Origin of the sequence: Acidihalobacter yilgarnensis (genome assembly GCF_001753245.1) — a bacterium.
GTDB lineage: Bacteria > Pseudomonadota > Gammaproteobacteria > DSM-5130 > Acidihalobacteraceae > Acidihalobacter > Acidihalobacter yilgarnensis.
This window is the reverse complement of record NZ_CP017415.1, coordinates 2,407,084-2,425,236: the sequence shown is the minus strand read 5'-3', so window position 1 is coordinate 2,425,236 and position 18,153 is coordinate 2,407,084. Positions and strand designations below refer to the sequence as shown.

The following is an 18,153-nucleotide window of genomic DNA, read 5'->3' as shown; positions in this document are numbered from 1 at the left end:
TCTATACTTTGTTCGTTGAGAAAACATGCTTCAGTTGATGATTGATGAGGGGATGTGTTGTGTCGTTCAGCGTAGTAATACCCGCGTACAATAGCGAAAAATACATAGCTCTGACTTTGGAAAGTATTTTAGCCCAGGATTGCCTCCCGGCTGAAATTATTGTTGTCAACGACCAGTCCAGCGATTCGACTGTTGAAATTGTTAGGAGCTTCGGCGGCTCTGTTAAATTACTTAGCATCAACAATATAGGTACATCAGGAGCACGTCATTTTGGCGCGTCGAATGCAATAGGTGAATATTTAGCATTTTGCGATCACGATGATATTTGGCAGCCTGATCATTTGAGTCGATTGAAGTGGCTCATTGAAAATACGCATGCTCAGATTGTATTTAGTAATTTCTGTCATGTGCGAGATGGTGTCCGTATGCGGCAGAGTCACTTTGAATCTGATCCAACAGGCTTCTGGACAAAGCCTGGAAATTCGTTGGGATGCGATTTTTATCATGTGCGTGATAAGGCGCTATACGATCAAATCATCAACTATCAAGTCATATTTCCTTCCTGTATGGCAATACGCAAAGAACTATATGAGAATCTGGGTGGGTATGATCCATCCTTCGGACGAAATGTTTCGGAAGACCTTGAGTTCACACTTCGTTGGGCCTGTGGCGCTGTTTCGGTTGGGATCGACGTTAAGGCGACCGTAGATGTGATTCGACATGGCGGGAATTACTCTACCGACTGGATTAGAGGTTTGAAGGATTCCATCGAGATACTGAATTACTCCAAAGAGAATCACGGTCTTAGCGCGGACCTTGTCAAGCTTGTCGATTTTGAAATTATTCGCCGATGCAACAATGCGATTGATTCGGCGTTTCTTAATCGGAGGACGTCGTATATTAATTATTTTGCTAAAGAGGCCGGCTATAAGAATTTGGGTCTCAAGCAACGAATTAAGGCAATTATCGCGATTCTACCGGAACGAATGGCCGGCCAAATAGCGGCTTATTTGACCCGGGGTGACTAATGGACTTCCCCCGTTAATTAGGCACTTCTGGCGTATGATTTGAGTATGGCCCATAGGAGGCGTAATTTCGCGCATAGTGGTGTATCTTCTGTGGTTCTTTTGACGGGTCCGCAACAACCAATCAACCAGATATGCCGCGCTTGGCTTGTTTCAGGGTGTGGCTTCTTGGGAATTCTTATTCGCAACTCACCATTTTGGCTACACTGCTTACACTCTGCATTTCACCGAGGCACTCCTTCTGGAAGAAGGATAAAAATCCATCTAGAGATCTAAGGAATTGATCTCGCTCAGAATTGCTACGAACATAATTTGTTGCCCCTGGTAACAGGCTTGAGCTGTGATAGGTGAGCATAAAATAGCGCTTACCGCTTTTCAGAGCGGCATTCGTCTGGCGCATCATGTCCGCTAGGCTGTGGCCTTCGGGAGACAGTCGTAGACGTTCTAATATTCCAAGTTTGGCGGCTATGCCTGGTATACGTGCCTTGGTCGCTAGGCCAGTAGTCATGATGCGCGAATAATGTGCGGGTCCTTGCGAAGCCAGTGCCCCGACGAAATGAACGGATAAAGGTAGTGTGGTCAGTTCGGGAGTGACTTGGAAGGGCGCGTCCGGGAACTCAATGAAATTAGGACCATATTGGTCGGAAAAGTCCGTGTGAGGAACGACGCTAACGTCAATCTTGAAGCCAAGCGCTTGCAAAGTTTCATAGGTGGCTGGCCCCAGGCCGTATCGCCCAGCTTTGTAGATTGACGGCCGTATCCCGAAGGCTTCCTCTATTTTATTTGCGAGCCGGGATAGTTTTTCGCGTTCCAGTCGCGGGGGTAGATTGCCTGGGTATGAGTGAAACGCATTGACGGATTCCTCATGGGGTGGATTGACCCATGGATGCAGGTGGGCACCGATTTCGCATCGACCTGCTTCGAGGAAAGTGCGTAATACTGAAACTGACTCTGGCGTGTCGGCTACGGGGTAATCCACGACGTAGGTCGGCACCACCCCATAACGGTCCATGATGGCTTGGGCGAGCGGCTGCTGCAATATGTTGCGTGTTGATCGCGCATCGCGATCAAACGGCTCGTTCCAGTCGAATTCCTCCTCGGTGTCGACAACGACAGTCAGCACGGGGGGGCTATCGGCTGGGAGTGAGAGCCGTGGCCATGCGGGATCAGCCGTAAAAACCGGTTTATCCATTGCAAATACGCCCAGCGAGACCTGTTGTGGCCTCGGCGATGAGTCGATATGTCTGGTCGAACTGCGTTGGGGTGCCTCCATCTGGATCCGCGATTGTTCTGTCGTGAGTGCCAAAGCTGCCTAAGAAGAGAATGGGGACCCTCAGCGTAGGATACCGTTCATCTATCCAACGACGATTGATTTCGTCGAAGACGATAATCAGCTGTGCACGTGTGGCGGCTTCATGCGTGAAATGGCGAGAGCGGTGCCTAGTGAGGTCAATGCCATAAGATTTTGCTGCTTGCAACGCGTTGGCGGGTGAGGTGATCCCTTCTCGAGGGAGGTTGCCATATGACCTGACTTGGAATCGAGACGTCATTGACTGACTCAGGGCGTTTTCCAGAAATGCACCCGCGAAGGGGCTACGACAGATATTGCCTTGGCAGACCACGGCTATCTCAGCAGTATCTTGTAGTGCTAGTGCCTTTGTCAGTAGTCGGCGATCGCGAAAACGCCCCCAGACCGATAGATGAGTGGACATGCGAGTGAAGATATCGCGCAAAATGATACGAAGCTCCTGCCAGACCGGAGCCGGATCATCAATGACGAATACATCGTGTACCTCGCGCTTGGTAAAAATGCGGAGATACTCGCTGATCGTTGACAACATAAACCGAGTCAGGCGGAGTGGCTGTCTACGCAAGGCTTGTAATTGCGCGCGTAAATATCGGATGTCTGGAATAAGGTTCCGACCATAAATACCGATGCGGTAGTTCTGCATAGGTATTTCGACACCATGGGTCAGCAGTTGGTACCAGCGAAAGGGGAAGTCGATGCCCAGCGCGATCGGCAGAGGTAACGAACCCCAGGGGCGTGCGTTGATTTCAAGCAAAATCCATTCGCTGGTTTCATGGTTAATGCGGAATTCTGTCATTGCGATACCCGTGTACTGGGTCGCTTGCATCATTTTTTGGACAGCATCCATTAAGGGCGGTGAGATCGAGGCGCTCACGCGGTAGTAACTGGCTCCCTGAAGTTCGTGAACACGATGATGCTCGAAGGCCTGCAAGACATTGCCCTTATGTGCCAGGATGGATAAGCCCACTCCTTGACCCGGGAAGAAGCCCTCATAAATGTGCGGTTGATCCCGAGCCGCTTCGAGCCCAGCTTGTACGGCTGTTTCGTCATACGCAATGATGATCTTGTTTCGACTATAAAGACGATCGGCCGTGTATGACGCAGTCGGTTTGATTGCCATCGGCAAACCTGTTTCTGCGATGAGTTGTTTCAGATTGTCATCGGGTGAAAGATATCCACCTTTTGCGATCGGGATGCCCAGTGAGTCAGCCAGCAAGCGTGTTTTGTGCTTGTCGAAGAATATTTCAACGCCATTGGCTGCAGGGATGGCTATGCCAGCAATCTTGCCGATCTCGTCTCTGTGCCAATGCAACGGGAGCAGCGTACGTTCATCACACGGGATGATCAGCTTGTAACTTTCTTTCAGGAGCAGTTGCTTGATGGCGTTTAGCCATTCGCTTCCATCACCGAGATAATAAGGGAGCCAATGAATTCGCTTGATGTAGCGTGATTTCAGAGCGGGCGCTCGAAAGTTGAATGGACTGGCATGTACTTCCAGTCCCTGGCGCCCCAAAGACCGTACGATACTCAGGAAGCTTCTTGTGTCATCGCCTAGAACCAGCACTTTTTCAGCGTTGATCGCTCTATGGTTCATTAGAAGGCCGTCGATTGTGCTCTTGCCAGCCGTTCCTGGGCAGAACGTTGTTTTGAGGTTGTCCTGTGCTTGCAAGGGTGGTTTGTACCATCAAGCGTAATGAGTGTCATGCCCATAAGGACAACTCTAACCCGACACGCCCCTGTGCTGTGGTGGAGCGATAGGCCGTTATGCTGGTATTATCGAACAGATATAGGCATATCGTCCTCAATGCTACAACGTCTGTCAAGGTCTGGTCTGGTCGTTGTCGCGTCTCCCTTTTTCAAGCTGCCTTCGTATCCTGCCGTTGCAAGGTGAAATCCACCGCATCGGTGGGCGTCCAATTACGAATATCGCCTGTTCAGCGCGCAGGATTTCTCGCCTTGGCCGCTTCGTAGAGCCCATGATCGACGCCATGGTGACGCTGGGGCGGATCAATCAAGTATATGAGGACGCTATGGTTGTTAGCCGGTTTGAGTTACGGGATTTTCAATGATTGAATCTTTAACAATCAATCAGGTCTACTATGGTTATATGCGAGGTATGTCGTGTCCTCACTCCTTTTCATCTATCTTCGTTAACACCACCCACCCCAATGGAACTGTAACCATGGCCACTCATGCAATCCGCATATCGTCAACTCTGGCCGCACTGGCCTGTGCATTCATGACAATGGGGAGTGCGCAGGCTGCAACCTTGAACGTCGGTCCGCACCAAACCTATAAAACGCCCAGTGACGCAGCACGCGTTGTCAAGGCTGGTGATACGGTCAAGATCAAGCCGGGGACTTACTATAACTGCGCGGTCTGGACTAAAAACAATATCACGATTGAAGGCGCCGGCCCTGGTGTCGTGCTCACTGACACGACCTGCGAGGGCAAGGCCATCTTCGTGGTCCATGCCAATGATGTGACAGTGAACAACATCACGTTTCAGCGCGCCGTCGTACCGGACGGTAATGGGGCTGGCATTCGTGCGGAGGGTGTCAATTTGACTCTGAACAATGACAAATTTCTCCACAATCAGGACGGCATCTTGGCTGCTGATAGTCCAAAGAGTTCCATTATCATTCGCAATAGCGATTTCGTTCACAACGGCGTCTGTTTGAGAGCCTGTGCGCATGGTATCTATGTGGGTCACATTGCGCTCTTGAAGATTGAGCATTCGCGCTTTTACGATACCCAGCAAGGTCATCACATCAAGTCACGCGCGGCACGCACCGTCCTTATTGATAACAACATCGAAGACGGGCCAAACGGGACCGCCAGCTATGAAGTGGACATCCCCAATGGGGGGGCACTGGTCATGATCGGCAATGTGCTCGAGAAGGGCCCCAAAAATCAGAACCATACTACTGCCGTGATGATCGGTGAGGAAGGTGTGACACAACCGACACCGGAACTACTTTTCAAGGATAACACCTTCACTAATGACGGCCCTCCGACAGACTTCGTGCGCAATATCACTGCAACACCCGCACAGCTGATCAACAATACTTTCAAGGGTAACGCGATCATACCGCTTGTGGGCGCGGGTTCGGTGGTGCACTGATTTGTTACGGTACGGGACGGCCCTTGCGCTAGCGTTGACGCTGGCCACTCCGGCTCTGGCGCATGATGAGACCCACGGTTTGGTTTGGCCGGGTTACCAGATCATCATGTGGCAAACGAAGACCGCCCGCCAATATCAAGTACTCAGGTCGTTGGGCGTCACAGCCGCGCGCGTGCAAGCTGATCGGCATGGCGAAACAAGGGCCTCTGCTGCGCGCAAGGTAGAGCCGATCGTACAGGCGGGCCTTCGGCCTTATGTTGAAAACATTGCCACCGATTTCTATTCGGCCTATCACCGATGGACGCCGGGCAAGCCGAAGAACTGGCGTTTTCTCGCGCTGCAAGCCCGTATCGCCCAGGATCCGCAGGACAAGAGCGTTTTTGTGCGCCAACCCAGTCTTTCTGACAGGCATGCACTGGGCAGGATCGAGACTCGACTGACTCGGATCGTTCGGGACTATGCCTTTTGTCGCCCGCTTTTCTTCAATCTCGGCGATGAAACGGGTATTGCCGATCTCACGGCTGCATGGGATTTCGATTATTCAAAGCCTTCGCTTGATGCCTTTAGGGTGTGGCTTCGTCGGCAATACGGCACGCTAGCGGCGCTGAATCGGGAGTGGGGTACACATTATAGGTTCTGGCGAGCAATCGTCCCGCCCACGACGACCGCGACCATGGCTAGAACCGACGGAAATTATGCTGCCTGGTCGGATTTCAAGGCCTTTATGGACGTGGCATTTGTGCGGGCTATCCGTGCCGGTACCGATGCCATTCATCGAGGTGCGCCTTGGGCGCAGTCAGCAATTGAGGGTGCTCAAATGCCGGGTTGGGGCGGTTACAATTATGCGCTCCTGGCTCCGGCCGTCGATGTGATGGAGCTCTATGACGCTGGGCAAAATCTTGCGCTGGCGCAATCCTTTCATCCAGGCATTATTACCCTGACCACGACCCATTGGAGCAACCCCGGCGCCCTGCATCAGGCCTGGCGGGAGTTTCTACGTGGCACGCGCGGCATGATTTTGTGGGATCCGGATGATCGCTTCGTGCATCCTGACGGGGCGATCGGCACGCAAGCAAAGCGAGCCGAGCCGTTTTTTAGGCAGATGCATACGGGTATTGGCCCGCTCATCGAGGCGAGCAAACGTGCCATGGCCCCGATTGCCGTGCTCTACTCGCCGGAAAGTTTTCGCATTCAGTGGATGTTGGACCACCGTAATCTCAAAGCAGCCTGGACCAAGCGCGGTTCCGCAATCGAGAATGAGGATGATGCCGTGCGCCGTGCGCGGCGCGAGGTCTATCGAATGCTTGCGCGACTCGGGCTGACGCCGCATTTTGTGAGCGAACCCCAGATCGCCACAGGGATCCTGCACAAAGCCCATGACCAGATGCTGGTCCTGCCACAGACGCTGGCGCTGTCGCTAAAGTCCGCGTCGGCGATCAAGGCCTTTGTCAAAAAGGGTGGCGTTCTGCTGACCGTTGGCCAAACCGGATTGTTTGATGGGCACGGCCGTCGCCTATCAAAACCTGAATTGTCGCATCTCTTGGCATCCGCCAATCCACGCGTCGTATCCCTGCCGATTGCAGATACGCAACTGATGCCAACGTTGTTGAACCTTCTGAAAACTGCGGGCATTTCTTGGCAAGCACGCGTCGAGAACGCTACTGGACAGGTTGAGGAATATATCTATCGGCTTCCCCCTGTGAAGCTGCTGGCTTTGCTTTCTGATTCGACGTCGAAGCAGCATGGGGGAGCCCATCCGGTGACCATCGTTCTACCAAAGGTCACCTATGTTTATGACATCCGTGCGCAAAAATTGATTGGAAAAACGGACAGATTTACCGTCGATGTCAGCAGCACAGAGCCGACCGTCCTTGCCTTGAGCAAAGCACCCCTTTCTCGGCGTAGTTGCACATCCGTGTTTCAATGGCGATCTTGTCCGTAAAAGGAATGCCTTAGTGCAAGGATCTTTCCTAGCATGTTGTTTTTAATTAAAAAATTAATCAATCCGGCCTGTTCCCGATTTGACACCTAGATTTAGCTAGACTAGGCTAACAGCCGATACAAAATCGTAAGGGTCTCGTGATGTACCACTCCGTGAACATGCTGGAAGCAAAATCGTCACTATCCCGTCTTGTAGACGCCATCGAGCAGGGGCGTGAGCGCGAGATCATCATTGCCCGCAACGGGCGCCCCGCCGCCAAGCTCGTGCCGCTCGGCAACACGCCTGCCGTGAAACGCATCGGCATCGCGAAAGGCAAGTTCGAAGTGCCGGACACCATCGATGCGCACAACAAGGATGTAGCACACCTTTTTCTGGGTGACCTTGCGTGAACGTTCTGCTCGACACCCATGTTGCGCTTTGGGCGATCACTGACCACCAAAATTTACCGGATAGCGCGCGTAAACTGATTGAGTCGCCCAAATCCTCTATCTGGATCAGTGCGGCCTCTGTCTGGGAGATCGCCATCAAACACGCCCTGAGACGCGGCGACATGCCTGTGTCCGCAGAGGAAGCGCTCGGCTATTTCCGTGCGTCCGGGTATGGTTTCCTGTCCGTAGAGCCAGAGCATGCGGCAGCCGTTGAAAGCCTGCCAAACCATCATGCGGACCCCTTTGATCGCATCTTGGTTGCACAGGCGCTGGTTGAGCCAATGCGACTCCTTACACACGACTCCGCGGTGGCTCGCTATAGCGATACCATTGTCGAGATTTGATGAAATGCCTCTGTGCAGTGCGATTGAGAGCAAACCAACACGTTAGGCGAACGCCGAGGACCTGAATCGCTGTGACGCATATCAAAAACGACACTTTAGGCGAACGGTTTAGCCCTAGTGCACTATCCCGTTGACACAAGCGCAATGAAACGGAGCGATCCGCCGGCAGAAAAATCGGCCCCAATTCGAAGGAATCATTCTGGATGCTGCTGATGGTGATTATGAGGTGGATGTTTCGCGCGCAGAGGCAAGTTGAATACAGGGTCAAGACTTCAATGAACAAGCTGTATTCGTACCAGGGGTCTTTCGAAGTCTTACCGGCTGGAACTGGGCGCTGGACTTTGCTTGGCATTTTAACGGTGCTTGCAGCGCTCGCACCTTACCCAGCATTTGCTACCGTCTACCGAGTCGGTCCTGATCAGGTCCTTAAGACGCCAAGCCAGGCGGCAAGGATTGTGCAAACCGGTGATACGATTGAGATCGAACCCAAGCCAGGTGGCTATTACGACTGCGCGGTGTGGAACGCGAACAACCTGACAATAGAAGGCATAGGGCAGGGTGTGCGCCTTACGGATTCAACTTGTCAAGGCAAGGCCATATTTGTGACCGTGGGCCACAATATCACGATCCGTAATCTGACATTTGCACGAGCGGTGGTGCCGGATTGGAATGGGGCGGGTATTCGTGCCGAAGGGCGGGATTTGCGTATTGAAGATTCTCGTTTTATCGATAATCAGAGTGGCATCCTGGTGGCCGATTCGCCTGGCAGTACGGTTACGATCCAGAATAGTCAGTTCATCGACAATGGTTTCTGTGGACCGAGGTCTTGTGCCGATAGTATCGAAGTGGGGCGAATTGCTGAATTGAAGATCTCCCATAGCCTGATCACAGGCACCCCTGGCGGCGACGCTATCCATTCGCTGGCGACACTCACCCAGCTTGTCTCCAACCGGATTGAAGACGGCGAGACGGGGGCTGCTAATTATTTAGTCGATCTGCCATTCGGTGGTTCTCTCATCATGCATGAAAACACGCTCGTGCGCGGCTCTCGGTCACGTCAACCGGGAATTGCCGTGCGGATTATGCAGGGAGTGGGTGCACCTAAGGTCAACCAGCTGGTTTTTACTGGCAATACCTTGCAATCAGATAGCGAACATCCCGCTACGTTCATTTTGAACTGGACAGGGACTCGTGCACAGTTGTCAGGCAATCATTTGGGAGCGGGCGATGTTCCGCTGAGTCGTTCAGGTTATCTCTGGTTTCTAACCAAGTCATCGATACATTATGTCATCGCCGAAGCTAAAGACTTTGCCCGCCCCGTACGCGCGCATTTGCACACAATTGTGAACAGCATCTTGGGAAAATTTGGGTTGCATTATAGGTGAGTGAGTTGAGTCCCATTACGCTGCAGCGGGTCGAGGAATCTGTCGAAAAGAATAAAAAAAGATGCGGCATCACGCGTACCAAGGTAGGGGCGGCAGGCCTCGATTCGGCAGCGGAAACGCTGGGTGCGCAAGTTGACTGCTCCCCGCCCTGAGCGGCGGGGTTTCTCGGAGCAACGGATAAACAGAGCATATGGGTTATATTCTCGTCAGAATTCTGGAGATGTTCACTCAACCGAGCAACGTCCTCCTGGGGTTCAGTATGGTGGGCGCCGCATTGTTGCCATGGCGCCGTGGTAGTGCATGGGCTGTCACGCTTCTTCTCGTGGGTGTCGGCGGATTGGCTGCCTGCGCCATTCTGCCAGTGGGTACCTGGCTGATGCGGCCGTTGGAGGATCGCTTTTCCCAACCTCAGCCTATGCCGGCACATGTGAACGGTATAATTCTGTTAGGTGGGGCCATCAACCTTGCGGAAAGTGCGGATCGACATATGCCGGCGCTCAATATTAGGGCGGAACGCATGACTGCATTTGCGGCCTTGGCTAGAACTTATCCGCATGCCAGGCTCTTGTTCAGTGGCGGTAATGCACGGCTATTTTCGAATGGCGAAACCGAGGCCGATGTCGCGCGCAAGATATTCGTGAGTATCGGAATCAATCCTGCACGTATGTCCTTCGATGCGAAGAGTCGCAACACACATGAGAATGCCGTTTTCTCGTTTCGCTTGGCCAAACCCAAACCCGGCCAGGTGTGGCTGCTGGTAACGTCGGCCGCGGACATGCCTCGGGCGGTCGGTTGTTTCCGAGCCGTCGGTTGGCCGGTTATCCCATTCCCCGTCGATTATCACACCAGGTCGAGAGGTAACCCTTTGTTTCCGGGTTTGGTGTCCGGTTTGCAGCGTACGGACTGGGCTGTGCATGAATGGCTAGGGCTTGCCTATTACTGGCTCCGCGGCTGGGTCCCTTCGTTATATCCGGGGCCGCGTAAGGTCGATGCGGGCATGCGGCATGGCCGTTCACGCCGATTGTTGCTGACATCACACCCTTCCATCACGTCGATCGCGCGATTGAGGAGCGTGTAGTCGTAACGATCCCAATCCGGCATATGGGTCCATTCGATCGTGGAACGCCTCCATGGAGCGCCCAAATGTAAGATCTTGGTGCAGTCGTAATTGCACACGATGTCAGGCGCCGAAAGGCGCGACATGAGAGCAGCCAGCAAGGACGTAACAGGGTTGGAATTTGTCTATGCGAAAAGCAGGACTCTCTGTCCTTCCCGCGTGCAATCGGTGGCGCAAGCCAGTGGCGGAGGGGATGTCAGCATTCCTCTCTGCTCGAAATCATTAGCTGAATCGCAATGAGATTGTATTCAGCCGAGATGGAGGCCACGCGTGTGGTATCGCCAGACGTGTGGGGTTTGCGCTACTCCCAGCGAAAGCTCCAGGCGCCGATGGCGAGAAATACGATGGTCATCACCGCGAGGGTGATGAGATTGGGGGCGATGGCGGCGAGGCCATCGCCGTCGAGCATCACCGCGCGGGCGGCGTCGATGATGTGGGTCAGCGGGAAAATCAACGCGAATTTCTGCATCCAGGGATTTAGTCCCGCGAGCGAGAACCAGACGCCGGAAAGGAACATCATCGGCCAGGTGATGGCATTCAGTAGGCCACCGGCGAGTTCCTCGCTGCGGATGCGCGCCGCGACGACCATGCCGAGGCTGATGAGGCAGGCGGAGCCGAGCAGGAAGACCAGGAGCAGATCGAAATAAGAGCCGGCTACCGGAAAGCCAAGCATCAGCTTGAGCCCGAAGAAAATGATGGCCGTGACCAGAAGCATCAGCCACAGGCGCGAGAGTATCTGGGCAGCAAGGAACTCGAAGGCTGCCAGTGGTGTGGCCTTGAGGCGCTTGAGCACGCCGTTGCGGCGGTAGCGGACGATCACATAACCCACGCCGAAGAGGGCGGAGAACATCATGTTCATGGCCAGCACGCCAGGGATTAGCCAGTCGACGTAACCGATTTGCAGTCCTTTGACGATCGCGCGGTGGTAACTGCTTGCCTGGGCTTCGCTGCCGGCGAGGATGCGTGCGAGCAGGTAGCCTTTGGGCGAGCTGTCATTGATCCAGTAGCGCTTGGCGCCGGGGTCGATGAGCATGTCGAGTTTCTGGTGCCCGACCCAGGCGACGCCTTGATCGAGTGCTTTCACCGGTACGAAACGGATGTAGCGGGTGGCAAAGAAGCCGGTTTCCGCGTGGGGTCCGTAGACACCGACCTTATAACTGCTCAGCGAGTTGCCGCTATAGGCGAAGGCAAATCCGAGGACGACGAACAGTGGTAAGGCGAAGTTCCAAGCCAGTGCCGCGCGGTCGCGTAGGAATTCGAGGTTGCGTGCCTGTATAACGGCGAAGATACGAGCCAGCATGATAGTTCCCTAACCTCTGAGGGCCTCGCCGGTGAGTTCCAGAAACAGGTCCTCAAGGGTGCGGCCGCGAATACGCAGCTCGTTCAGCGGTATGTTGGCGGCCAGCAGTTTGGCCAGTGTGGCGTTGACGTCACTGGTCTCGATTTCGATCCGGTCATGGTGTCGGCGGATTTCCAGGGACAAAGACTCCGGTGCGGGTAGGGCCTCTGCCGGCAATTGAAGCACGACACCGCTGAAATGCCGCGCAAGCAGTGCGTCTGGGGTGCCCAGCGCGATCACTTGCCCATGGTCCATGATGGCGACTTCGTCGCACAGGGTATAGGCCTCCTCCATGTAGTGCGTGCTCAGGAGGATGGTTTTGCCTTCGGCCTTGATGTCTTCGATCAGGTGCCAGAAATTGCGCCGGGCCTGCGGGTCCAGACCTGTGGTCGGCTCGTCCAGAAATAATACGGAGGGGTCGTTGATCAGGGCGATGGCCAGCAGTAAGCGTTGACGCTGGCCTCCGGATAGGCGGCGGCTGTCGCGGTCGAGGAATTCTTCCAGGCTACAGCGGGCGATCAACTCATCCTGCGAGCGCGTGCGCGGGTATAGCCGTGAGAACAGGCGCAGGGTCTCGCGTACCGTGATGTGTTCCGGTAATGCGGTGTGTTGGAACATGATGCCGGCTTCGTCGCGAAAGCGCGGGCCGAGGGCCTCGCCGCGATAGCGAATTTCGCCGGCGCTTGGCGGGCTCAGACCCTCCAGCATTTCTAGGGTGGAGGTCTTGCCGGCGCCGTTCGGCCCGAGCAGGCCGAGGCATCGGCCGGACGTGACGCTGAGGTCGATGCCGCGTACGGCGTGTACTTTGCCGTAGCGCTTTTCCAGGCCGAAGGCCGCCAGTGCGATCTCCTGGGTCACGGCGTTCAATCGAGGCTGAGGTCGCGGTTGACGCGCCCTTTGGCAAGATCGATGACGATTTGACGGCCCTCAAGCACGCTCGCGCAGGCGAGCAGAAATAGCTCGACGAATTCGTTGCGTTCGTCTTCGGGTAGCGAGGTGCGTGGGTTGAAGGTGCCGAATGTGGCGTCGTGAAAGGAGGCGATATGCACGATGATCGCCTCGATTCGAGTCTGGTCGAAGGGATCTGGCGCGGTAAAGCCGGCGAACACGGGCGTATCGCCGAGCTTGCGCCGGATGGCTTCGTCCAGGTGTTCGAGGTATTCGAGCGCGCTCTGACGGCCGTTGGTATCCGCGATGTTGACGTCGAGGCTGACTCGCTCGCCATCGCGCGTCTTGAGGCTGATGCGTTTTTCGATCGGCGTGCCCGTGTTGGGCGGCTGGCCGGTACCTGGCAGGTCCATGTGTTTAATCCGTCAGGGTGCCGGTGACCACCGCGTCGCGGCCGTCAGCAACGAAATAGACCTCCGGCTTGAGGCCGACGGCGCGGAATTGCTCTGCGATCTCTTCGGGGCGCAGGAAGTGATTGCCCTGGACGTGTTCGGTGAGATTCTGGAAGGCCATGGCGCGTCGCTCGGGGCTGCGCAGGTCGCCGCGATTGGCCGGCCAGTTGGGTTCCCAGATGACGGCTGCACCGCCGGGCTTGAGGTGTTCACGCAAGATGCGGAAGACATTTTCCTTTTGGTCCCAGACGTGGTGCAGGGCGCGATTCATGGCGATCAAGTCGACCGGTTCCTCGATATGGAAGCGATTGAGGTCGCCAACGGCGAACTTCAGTCGGTCGCCGAAGCCTTCGGTTTCCGCCAGACGGGTGGCCTGGTTGACGTTTTCCTCGAAGCCGTCCATGCCAATGCCGCGCAGATTCGGGTACCGGCGGGCAAGGCGGCGCAGATACCAGCCGTTGCCGCAACCGAGATCGACCGCCAAGCCACCGCGTGAGTCGACGTCTCGGAATACGGGCACTTGTTCGAGGACTTGCTTGTCCAGCAGCGGCCCGAATTGATATTCGAGCATCGGGCCGAACCAGGGGAGGATCGTCTCGCGTTCGGCAAGGACCGATTCGCCAGGGCGTTCGCCCGTGCGCATCAGGCCGGCGGCGCGCTCGGCCATGTGCGCGGCGAGTACGGACTGCACTGCAAAAGGCATCAGCGTACCGGGACCATCGGGGATGAAGGCGCGGCCCATTTCGCTGAGGCGGAATACGCCTGGCTCTATTTCTTCAAGAAATTCAAATGCATAGGCTGCATCGCACCAGCGATCTACGTAGCCGGAATTCATGCCGGCGGCCTGGGCGAGTTCCGGTACGCTGGCGTGCGTCAGCTGATCTACGGCCGCGAACAGGCCGTTGGCGATGCCGATGTAGGCAATATTTAGGCTCACCGCGCCCTGTGCGCGGCGCATGATGTCTTGACGCAGGGAGTCGTTTTGGCTGCTCATGGGCACTTGCTCGGTGGCGATTGGAACACGGAGGGGGCATATCCTAGCACCGCTTAGACGACAGGCGCATGTCGGAGCGGGTGCGGAGCGTGGCTATAATGGCGGCCTTTGCCATCGAAGGAATCAGACATGCGATTGGGTACGCCGTTCACCCGAATGCCACCCGAGTGATGCTGCTTGGTGCAGGCGAGCTGGGCAAAGAGGTGATCATCGCGCTGCAGCGGCTCGGTGTCGAGGTAATTGCTGTGGATCGTTACGCGGACGCCCCGGGACATCAGGTGGCCCAGCATGCGCGGGTGATCGATATGAGTGACGGTGCGGCGTTGCGCGCGTTGATCGAGGCCGAACGTCCACAGCTCGTTGTGCCTGAGATCGAGGCCATCGCCACTGACACGTTGGCGGAAATCGAGGCTGAAGGGCTTGCCGAGGTCATCCCCACTGCGCGCGCGGCTCAGCTGACCATGAACCGTGAGGGTATACGGCGCCTCGCGGCAGAGACGCTTGCGCTGCCCACTTCGCGCTATGCCTTTGCCGACTCGCTGGACGATCTGCGGGTGGCCTGCAACGCCATCGGCTTTCCTTGCCTGGTCAAGCCGGTGATGTCGTCTTCGGGCAAGGGGCAGTCATCGCTGCGCAGCGCCGACGAGGTCGAAGCTGCCTGGGCCTACGCGCAGAGTGGCGGGCGTGTGCGTCTCGACCGGGTCATCGTCGAGGAAATGATCGACTTCGAGTTCGAGATCACCTTGCTCACGGTGCGTGCGCGTGATGCGGATGGCGAGGTGCGGACACAGTTCTGTGAGCCTATTGGGCATCGCCAGGTGCTGGGCGACTACGTGGAAAGTTGGCAGCCCCAGCCGATGAATCCGGTGGCGCTGGGACGTGCCCGCGACATTGCGCTCAAGGTGACCGACGCCCTCGGTGGGCGCGGTATCTTCGGCGTCGAGTTGTTCGTGCGCGGTGATGAAGTCTGGTTCAGCGAGGTCAGTCCGCGTCCGCACGACACCGGACTGGTCACCCTGATTACCCAGACTCAGAGTGAGTTCGCCCTACATGCGCGTGCCATCCTCGGCTTGCCGGTATCGACCGAAATGCTGAACCCAGGTGCCAGCGCTGTGGTCTACGGCGGGATGGACGCGCGCGGCCTTGTATTCGAGGGCGTGGACGAGGCGCTGGCCGTCCCTGGCACCGAGCTACGGCTGTTCGGCAAGCCGGAGGCCTTCGAGCGACGGCGCATGGGTGTCGCGCTGGCCCGCGGACATGACATTGATGAGGCGCGTGCGCGTGCCAGCGAGGCTGCGTCGCGTGTGCGCCCGGTGGCACCCTGATGATTATCCACAATCACCCCGAGGAGACGATCCGATGATGTATGTAGTGGCCAACCGAGTGCCCGTTGCTGAAGGCTGGGAAGAGGAATTCGAGACGCGGTTCCGCCGCCGCAGCGGTCAGGTCGAGCATCAACAAGGCTTCGTGAGCATGGAGGTGATGCGTCCGAAGTCGCCGGATGCGCCCTGGATCGTACTGACGCGCTGGGAGAGCGAGGAGGCCTTCCGCAATTGGATCGGTAGTGAGGACTTCAAAGAGGCGCACCGCAATCCGCTGCCCAAGGAAGCGTTTCGCGGCGAGGGTCGTCTGGAGCAGCACGAGGTGCTGATTTCCGCCTATCGCGAGGCGCCTTAGGCGTCTGGTTCAGCCGTGCCGGGTGTCAGCTCGGTGCGGATGGCGATGGGGGCGCTGCTCAGGCTGCGGTGTACCGGACAGCGGTTGGCAATATCCAGCAGCCGCGTGCGCTGTGCTGCATCGAGCGGACCCTCGAGCTCGATATGCCGTTCGATGGCCAGTGCCCCCGCCCCTCGCTCGGCTTCGATGCGGTGTTCCAGCCGCACGGTGACGGCGGTGAGCGGCCAGCCCTTGTGCGCCGCATAACCTTCCAGGGTCATCGCGGTGCAGGCGCCGAGCGCACCGAGTAGCAAGGGATAGGGTGCGGGTCCCAGGTTATCGCCGTCCCGTGCGGCAGGTTCGTCGGCAACCCAGTGATGATCAGGGGTATGAATGTCCTGGGTGAAACGCTGCCCTGGACGGTTACGTACCAGCACCTCGGTTCCGTCGAGACTGATCTGTGGTGCCGCCTTCGGCAGCTGCCCGGGTTCGAGGTGGCGGGTTGCCCAGCCCGTGATCAGCGTGGCCACATAATTCACATCGACCTGCCGGCGCAGCAAGTGATCGGCACCGTCCAGGCTGACGAAGCTGCGTGGCTCGGCGGCAGCCTCGAATAGGGCCAGGCCGTGCGCATAGGGCACGACGTCGTCCCCTGGGGCGTGGAGTACGAAGAGCGGTCGAGCCAGTGTTCGCGCGACCTCGGTGAACGGTGGATGCCGCTCCAGATCCTGTAGGAATGCCGCCGCGAATTCGAAGCGGCGGCCGCCGAGCATCAGCGATGCGCTGCCGTCTTCACGATGCTCGGCGGCCGTGCGCAGCAGCTCGGCGAGGTGATCGAGCCCGGCGGGTGCCGCGAGGGTCGCCACCGCGCGCACCGAAGGCAGTTTCGGTGCGGCCGTAAGTACGGCGCCGCCACCGATGCTGTGGCCGATCAATAGTTGCGGCGGCAGACCTTGTTGCCCGAGCCAGGCGGCAGCGTGGAGCAGATCCTCCACTTGGGCGCTGAAGCTACCGTCGGCAAAGTTGCCCTCGCTCTCACCGAGCCCGGCAAGATCGAAGCGCAGCATAGCAAAGCCGGCGTCGGCCAGGGCGTTGCCCATGCGCAGGGCTACCGGAATGTCCTTGCCGCAGGTGAAGCAGGCGGCATAGAGCACACTGGCGCGAGGCGTGCCGGCGGGCAGGTGTAGCACGCCGGCCAGGCGCTCGCCCCGCGCATTGGTGAACTGGATGGATTCGCGTTGTGGTTGCGGACTCATGATGGGCGTCCTGTATCGGGATGGATGCGGTCGTCCGGCCGCTGCCGGAAAAAGGCGACGAGTAGTCGATGGATATCAGGCCAGCAGTCATGCAGTGCCTGCGGACGCTCGAAGAACAGTTCGCAGCAGACGGCGAAAAACTCGGCCGGATTCTCGGCTGCATAGGGGTCGAGTGCTGCGCAGCAGTGACGGGGCGATGCGGAAAAATCGGCATAAGCGACGGAGAAATGGTGTGTCCAATCCGTCGGATCCATATCCCGATGCAACGGCGGGCGGCCGTTGGCGGCGCCGTTCTGTAGGTCTAGCCAATGGGCGCATTCGTGCAGTACCACGTGATGACCATCGAGCGGGCCGGCGGCCTCTATGTCGGCCCAGGAGAGCAGTATCAGGCCTTCATCCCAGGCTTCGCCGCTCAAGGCTTGCCGCCCGGTGTGTGCAATGCCGTATTCGTCGATCCAGTTGCGATTGGGCGCAAACGCGTCGGGGTAGATGATCAATTCGTGCAATCCGCGATACCAACCGAGATCGAGTCCGAGCACGGGTAGGGCGACGAGCAGTGCGATGCGTAGGCGGTGTCTATCGTCCAGAGTGAGGTTGCCGACGGGTTGGATGCTACGGCTATGCAGGAAGGCGTGCGCCAGGGCCCACAGGCGTTCGCGCTCGGTTTGTCCCAGAATTTCCAGCACGGCCTGTCCCGCGCTCGCTCGCATCCATGCGTCTGATGAAAAAGCCGGTATTGCGGGCTGTCGGTTCAGTGGCCACATGGGCTGGGTTCTCGTTTGCGCCGGCGGTGTGGCGTGGGTTCGGATGCGCCTGTGAAGGGGTGACGGTATTGGGTGGGTTTCGGTATCGGCACGGTATAGGATAACCAACAATTTGCTGCCCTAAGGGCGG

The 18,153-nt window shown here is 57.0% G+C and carries 17 protein-coding genes and 1 pseudogene; 9 read left to right on the top strand and 9 right to left on the bottom strand.

The features are described from left to right. Positions 1 to 59 precede the first annotated feature (59 nt). Entirely contained in the window at positions 60 to 1,028 is a 969-nt protein-coding gene (locus tag BI364_RS17500) for a glycosyltransferase family 2 protein (protein ID WP_197495692.1), read from the top strand. 175 nt (positions 1,029 to 1,203) lie between these two features. Here BI364_RS17500 and BI364_RS11605 read toward each other — a convergent pair whose 3' ends face one another. The 3 genes and pseudogenes from BI364_RS11605 to BI364_RS19205 all read right to left on the bottom strand — a co-directional run. Next, a complete protein-coding gene (locus BI364_RS11605) occupies positions 1,204 to 2,148 on the bottom strand; it encodes a polysaccharide deacetylase family protein (protein WP_156782737.1) in 945 nt (314 codons plus the stop codon). Positions 2,149 to 2,209: 61 nt separating this feature from the next. Further along, entirely contained in the window at positions 2,210 to 4,003 is a 1,794-nt protein-coding gene (locus tag BI364_RS11600) for an arsenate reductase/protein-tyrosine-phosphatase family protein (RefSeq protein WP_156782736.1), read from the bottom strand. 187 nt (positions 4,004 to 4,190) lie between these two features. Next, a pseudogene (locus tag BI364_RS19205) lies at positions 4,191 to 4,355 on the bottom strand (IS3 family transposase); the annotation flags it as partial. 44 nt (positions 4,356 to 4,399) lie between these two features. Between BI364_RS19205 and BI364_RS11595 the strand changes: the two are divergent. The 6 genes from BI364_RS11595 to BI364_RS11570 all read left to right on the top strand — a co-directional run bounded on the left by BI364_RS11595 (position 4,400) and on the right by BI364_RS11570 (position 10,635). Beyond that, positions 4,400 to 5,458 carry a right-handed parallel beta-helix repeat-containing protein gene (locus BI364_RS11595; protein WP_207644990.1) on the top strand — a complete coding sequence of 353 codons (1,059 nt, stop codon included), beginning with the start codon at positions 4,400 to 4,402 and terminating at the stop codon, positions 5,456 to 5,458. Positions 5,459 to 5,492: 34 nt separating this feature from the next. Further along, the gene (locus BI364_RS11590; RefSeq protein WP_156782734.1) at positions 5,493 to 7,400 is read left to right on the top strand and encodes an alpha-amylase family protein; all 1,908 of its coding nucleotides are present in this window, start codon (positions 5,493 to 5,495) and stop codon (positions 7,398 to 7,400) included. 158 nt (positions 7,401 to 7,558) lie between these two features. Continuing rightward, the gene (locus BI364_RS11585) at positions 7,559 to 7,789 is read left to right on the top strand and encodes a type II toxin-antitoxin system Phd/YefM family antitoxin (protein WP_233279630.1); all 231 of its coding nucleotides are present in this window, start codon (positions 7,559 to 7,561) and stop codon (positions 7,787 to 7,789) included. Next, positions 7,786 to 8,172 (top strand): type II toxin-antitoxin system VapC family toxin, encoded by a 387-nt coding sequence (locus BI364_RS11580; RefSeq protein WP_070078867.1) that lies wholly within the window; start codon positions 7,786 to 7,788, stop codon positions 8,170 to 8,172. Before BI364_RS11585 ends, BI364_RS11580 begins: the two co-directional genes overlap by 4 nt. Positions 8,173 to 8,375: 203 nt before the next feature. Continuing rightward, positions 8,376 to 9,557, top strand: coding sequence for a right-handed parallel beta-helix repeat-containing protein (locus BI364_RS11575; protein ID WP_070078866.1), 1,182 nt, complete (start codon positions 8,376 to 8,378; stop codon positions 9,555 to 9,557). 190 nt (positions 9,558 to 9,747) lie between these two features. After that, on the top strand, positions 9,748 to 10,635 hold the full coding sequence (locus BI364_RS11570) for a YdcF family protein (RefSeq protein ID WP_070078865.1): 888 nt from the start codon (positions 9,748 to 9,750) through the stop codon (positions 10,633 to 10,635). A 340-nt stretch (positions 10,636 to 10,975) separates the two neighbouring features. Here the strand turns inward: BI364_RS11570 and BI364_RS11565 are convergent, their stop codons facing one another. Genes BI364_RS11565 through BI364_RS11550 form a run of 4 tightly spaced genes read right to left on the bottom strand, consistent with a single transcriptional unit; the run spans position 10,976 to position 14,347 of the window. After that, positions 10,976 to 11,974: an ABC transporter permease gene (locus BI364_RS11565; protein ID WP_070078864.1), complete on the bottom strand. Its 999-nt coding sequence runs from the start codon at positions 11,972 to 11,974 to the stop codon at positions 10,976 to 10,978. A gap of 9 nt (positions 11,975 to 11,983) precedes the next feature. After that, the gene (locus BI364_RS11560) at positions 11,984 to 12,871 is read right to left on the bottom strand and encodes an ABC transporter ATP-binding protein (protein ID WP_083251350.1); all 888 of its coding nucleotides are present in this window, start codon (positions 12,869 to 12,871) and stop codon (positions 11,984 to 11,986) included. A gap of 5 nt (positions 12,872 to 12,876) precedes the next feature. Then, positions 12,877 to 13,314, bottom strand: a complete 438-nt coding sequence (locus BI364_RS11555) for a hypothetical protein (RefSeq protein ID WP_070078863.1) — start codon at positions 13,312 to 13,314, stop codon at positions 12,877 to 12,879. A gap of 4 nt (positions 13,315 to 13,318) precedes the next feature. Further along, a complete protein-coding gene (locus BI364_RS11550) occupies positions 13,319 to 14,347 on the bottom strand; it encodes a class I SAM-dependent methyltransferase (protein WP_070078862.1) in 1,029 nt (342 codons plus the stop codon). 98 nt (positions 14,348 to 14,445) lie between these two features. On the opposite strand from BI364_RS11550, the gene purT reads away from it, so the two are divergent. Then, a complete protein-coding gene (gene purT, locus BI364_RS11545; RefSeq protein ID WP_070080048.1) occupies positions 14,446 to 15,672 on the top strand; it encodes a formate-dependent phosphoribosylglycinamide formyltransferase in 1,227 nt (408 codons plus the stop codon). 34 nt (positions 15,673 to 15,706) lie between these two features. After that, positions 15,707 to 16,024: an antibiotic biosynthesis monooxygenase family protein gene (locus tag BI364_RS11540; RefSeq protein ID WP_070078861.1), complete on the top strand. Its 318-nt coding sequence runs from the start codon at positions 15,707 to 15,709 to the stop codon at positions 16,022 to 16,024. Here the strand turns inward: BI364_RS11540 and BI364_RS11535 are convergent. Both BI364_RS11535 and BI364_RS11530 read right to left on the bottom strand, forming a co-directional pair. Beyond that, entirely contained in the window at positions 16,021 to 17,259 is a 1,239-nt protein-coding gene (locus BI364_RS11535) for a bifunctional alpha/beta hydrolase/OsmC family protein (protein ID WP_070078860.1), read from the bottom strand. The two genes, BI364_RS11540 and BI364_RS11535, sit on opposite strands and share 4 nt — an antisense overlap. Continuing rightward, entirely contained in the window at positions 17,256 to 18,023 is a 768-nt protein-coding gene (locus BI364_RS11530; RefSeq protein ID WP_070078859.1) for a M90 family metallopeptidase, read from the bottom strand. The genes BI364_RS11535 and BI364_RS11530 overlap by 4 nt, the downstream gene beginning before the upstream one ends. Positions 18,024 to 18,153 lie beyond the last annotated feature (130 nt).

What these genes read in the sequence shown, in the direction of transcription:
- BI364_RS11595 (WP_207644990.1), top strand. Translation starts at nt 4,400, where the DNA reads ATGATTGAATCTTTAACAATCAATCAGGTCTACTATGGTTATATGCGA.
- BI364_RS11585 (WP_233279630.1), top strand. Translation starts at nt 7,559, where the DNA reads ATGCTGGAAGCAAAATCGTCACTATCCCGTCTTGTAGACGCCATCGAG.
- BI364_RS11575 (WP_070078866.1), top strand. Translation starts at nt 8,376, where the DNA reads ATGCTGCTGATGGTGATTATGAGGTGGATGTTTCGCGCGCAGAGGCAA.
- BI364_RS11570 (WP_070078865.1), top strand. Translation starts at nt 9,748, where the DNA reads ATGGGTTATATTCTCGTCAGAATTCTGGAGATGTTCACTCAACCGAGC.
- BI364_RS11565 (WP_070078864.1), bottom strand. Translation starts at nt 11,974, where the DNA reads ATGCTGGCTCGTATCTTCGCCGTTATACAGGCACGCAACCTCGAATTC.
- BI364_RS11555 (WP_070078863.1), bottom strand. Translation starts at nt 13,314, where the DNA reads ATGGACCTGCCAGGTACCGGCCAGCCGCCCAACACGGGCACGCCGATC.
- BI364_RS11550 (WP_070078862.1), bottom strand. Translation starts at nt 14,347, where the DNA reads ATGAGCAGCCAAAACGACTCCCTGCGTCAAGACATCATGCGCCGCGCA.
- purT (WP_070080048.1), top strand. Translation starts at nt 14,446, where the DNA reads ATGGCGGCCTTTGCCATCGAAGGAATCAGACATGCGATTGGGTACGCC.
- BI364_RS11540 (WP_070078861.1), top strand. Translation starts at nt 15,707, where the DNA reads ATGATGTATGTAGTGGCCAACCGAGTGCCCGTTGCTGAAGGCTGGGAA.
- BI364_RS11535 (WP_070078860.1), bottom strand. Translation starts at nt 17,259, where the DNA reads ATGAGTCCGCAACCACAACGCGAATCCATCCAGTTCACCAATGCGCGG.
- BI364_RS11530 (WP_070078859.1), bottom strand. Translation starts at nt 18,023, where the DNA reads ATGTGGCCACTGAACCGACAGCCCGCAATACCGGCTTTTTCATCAGAC.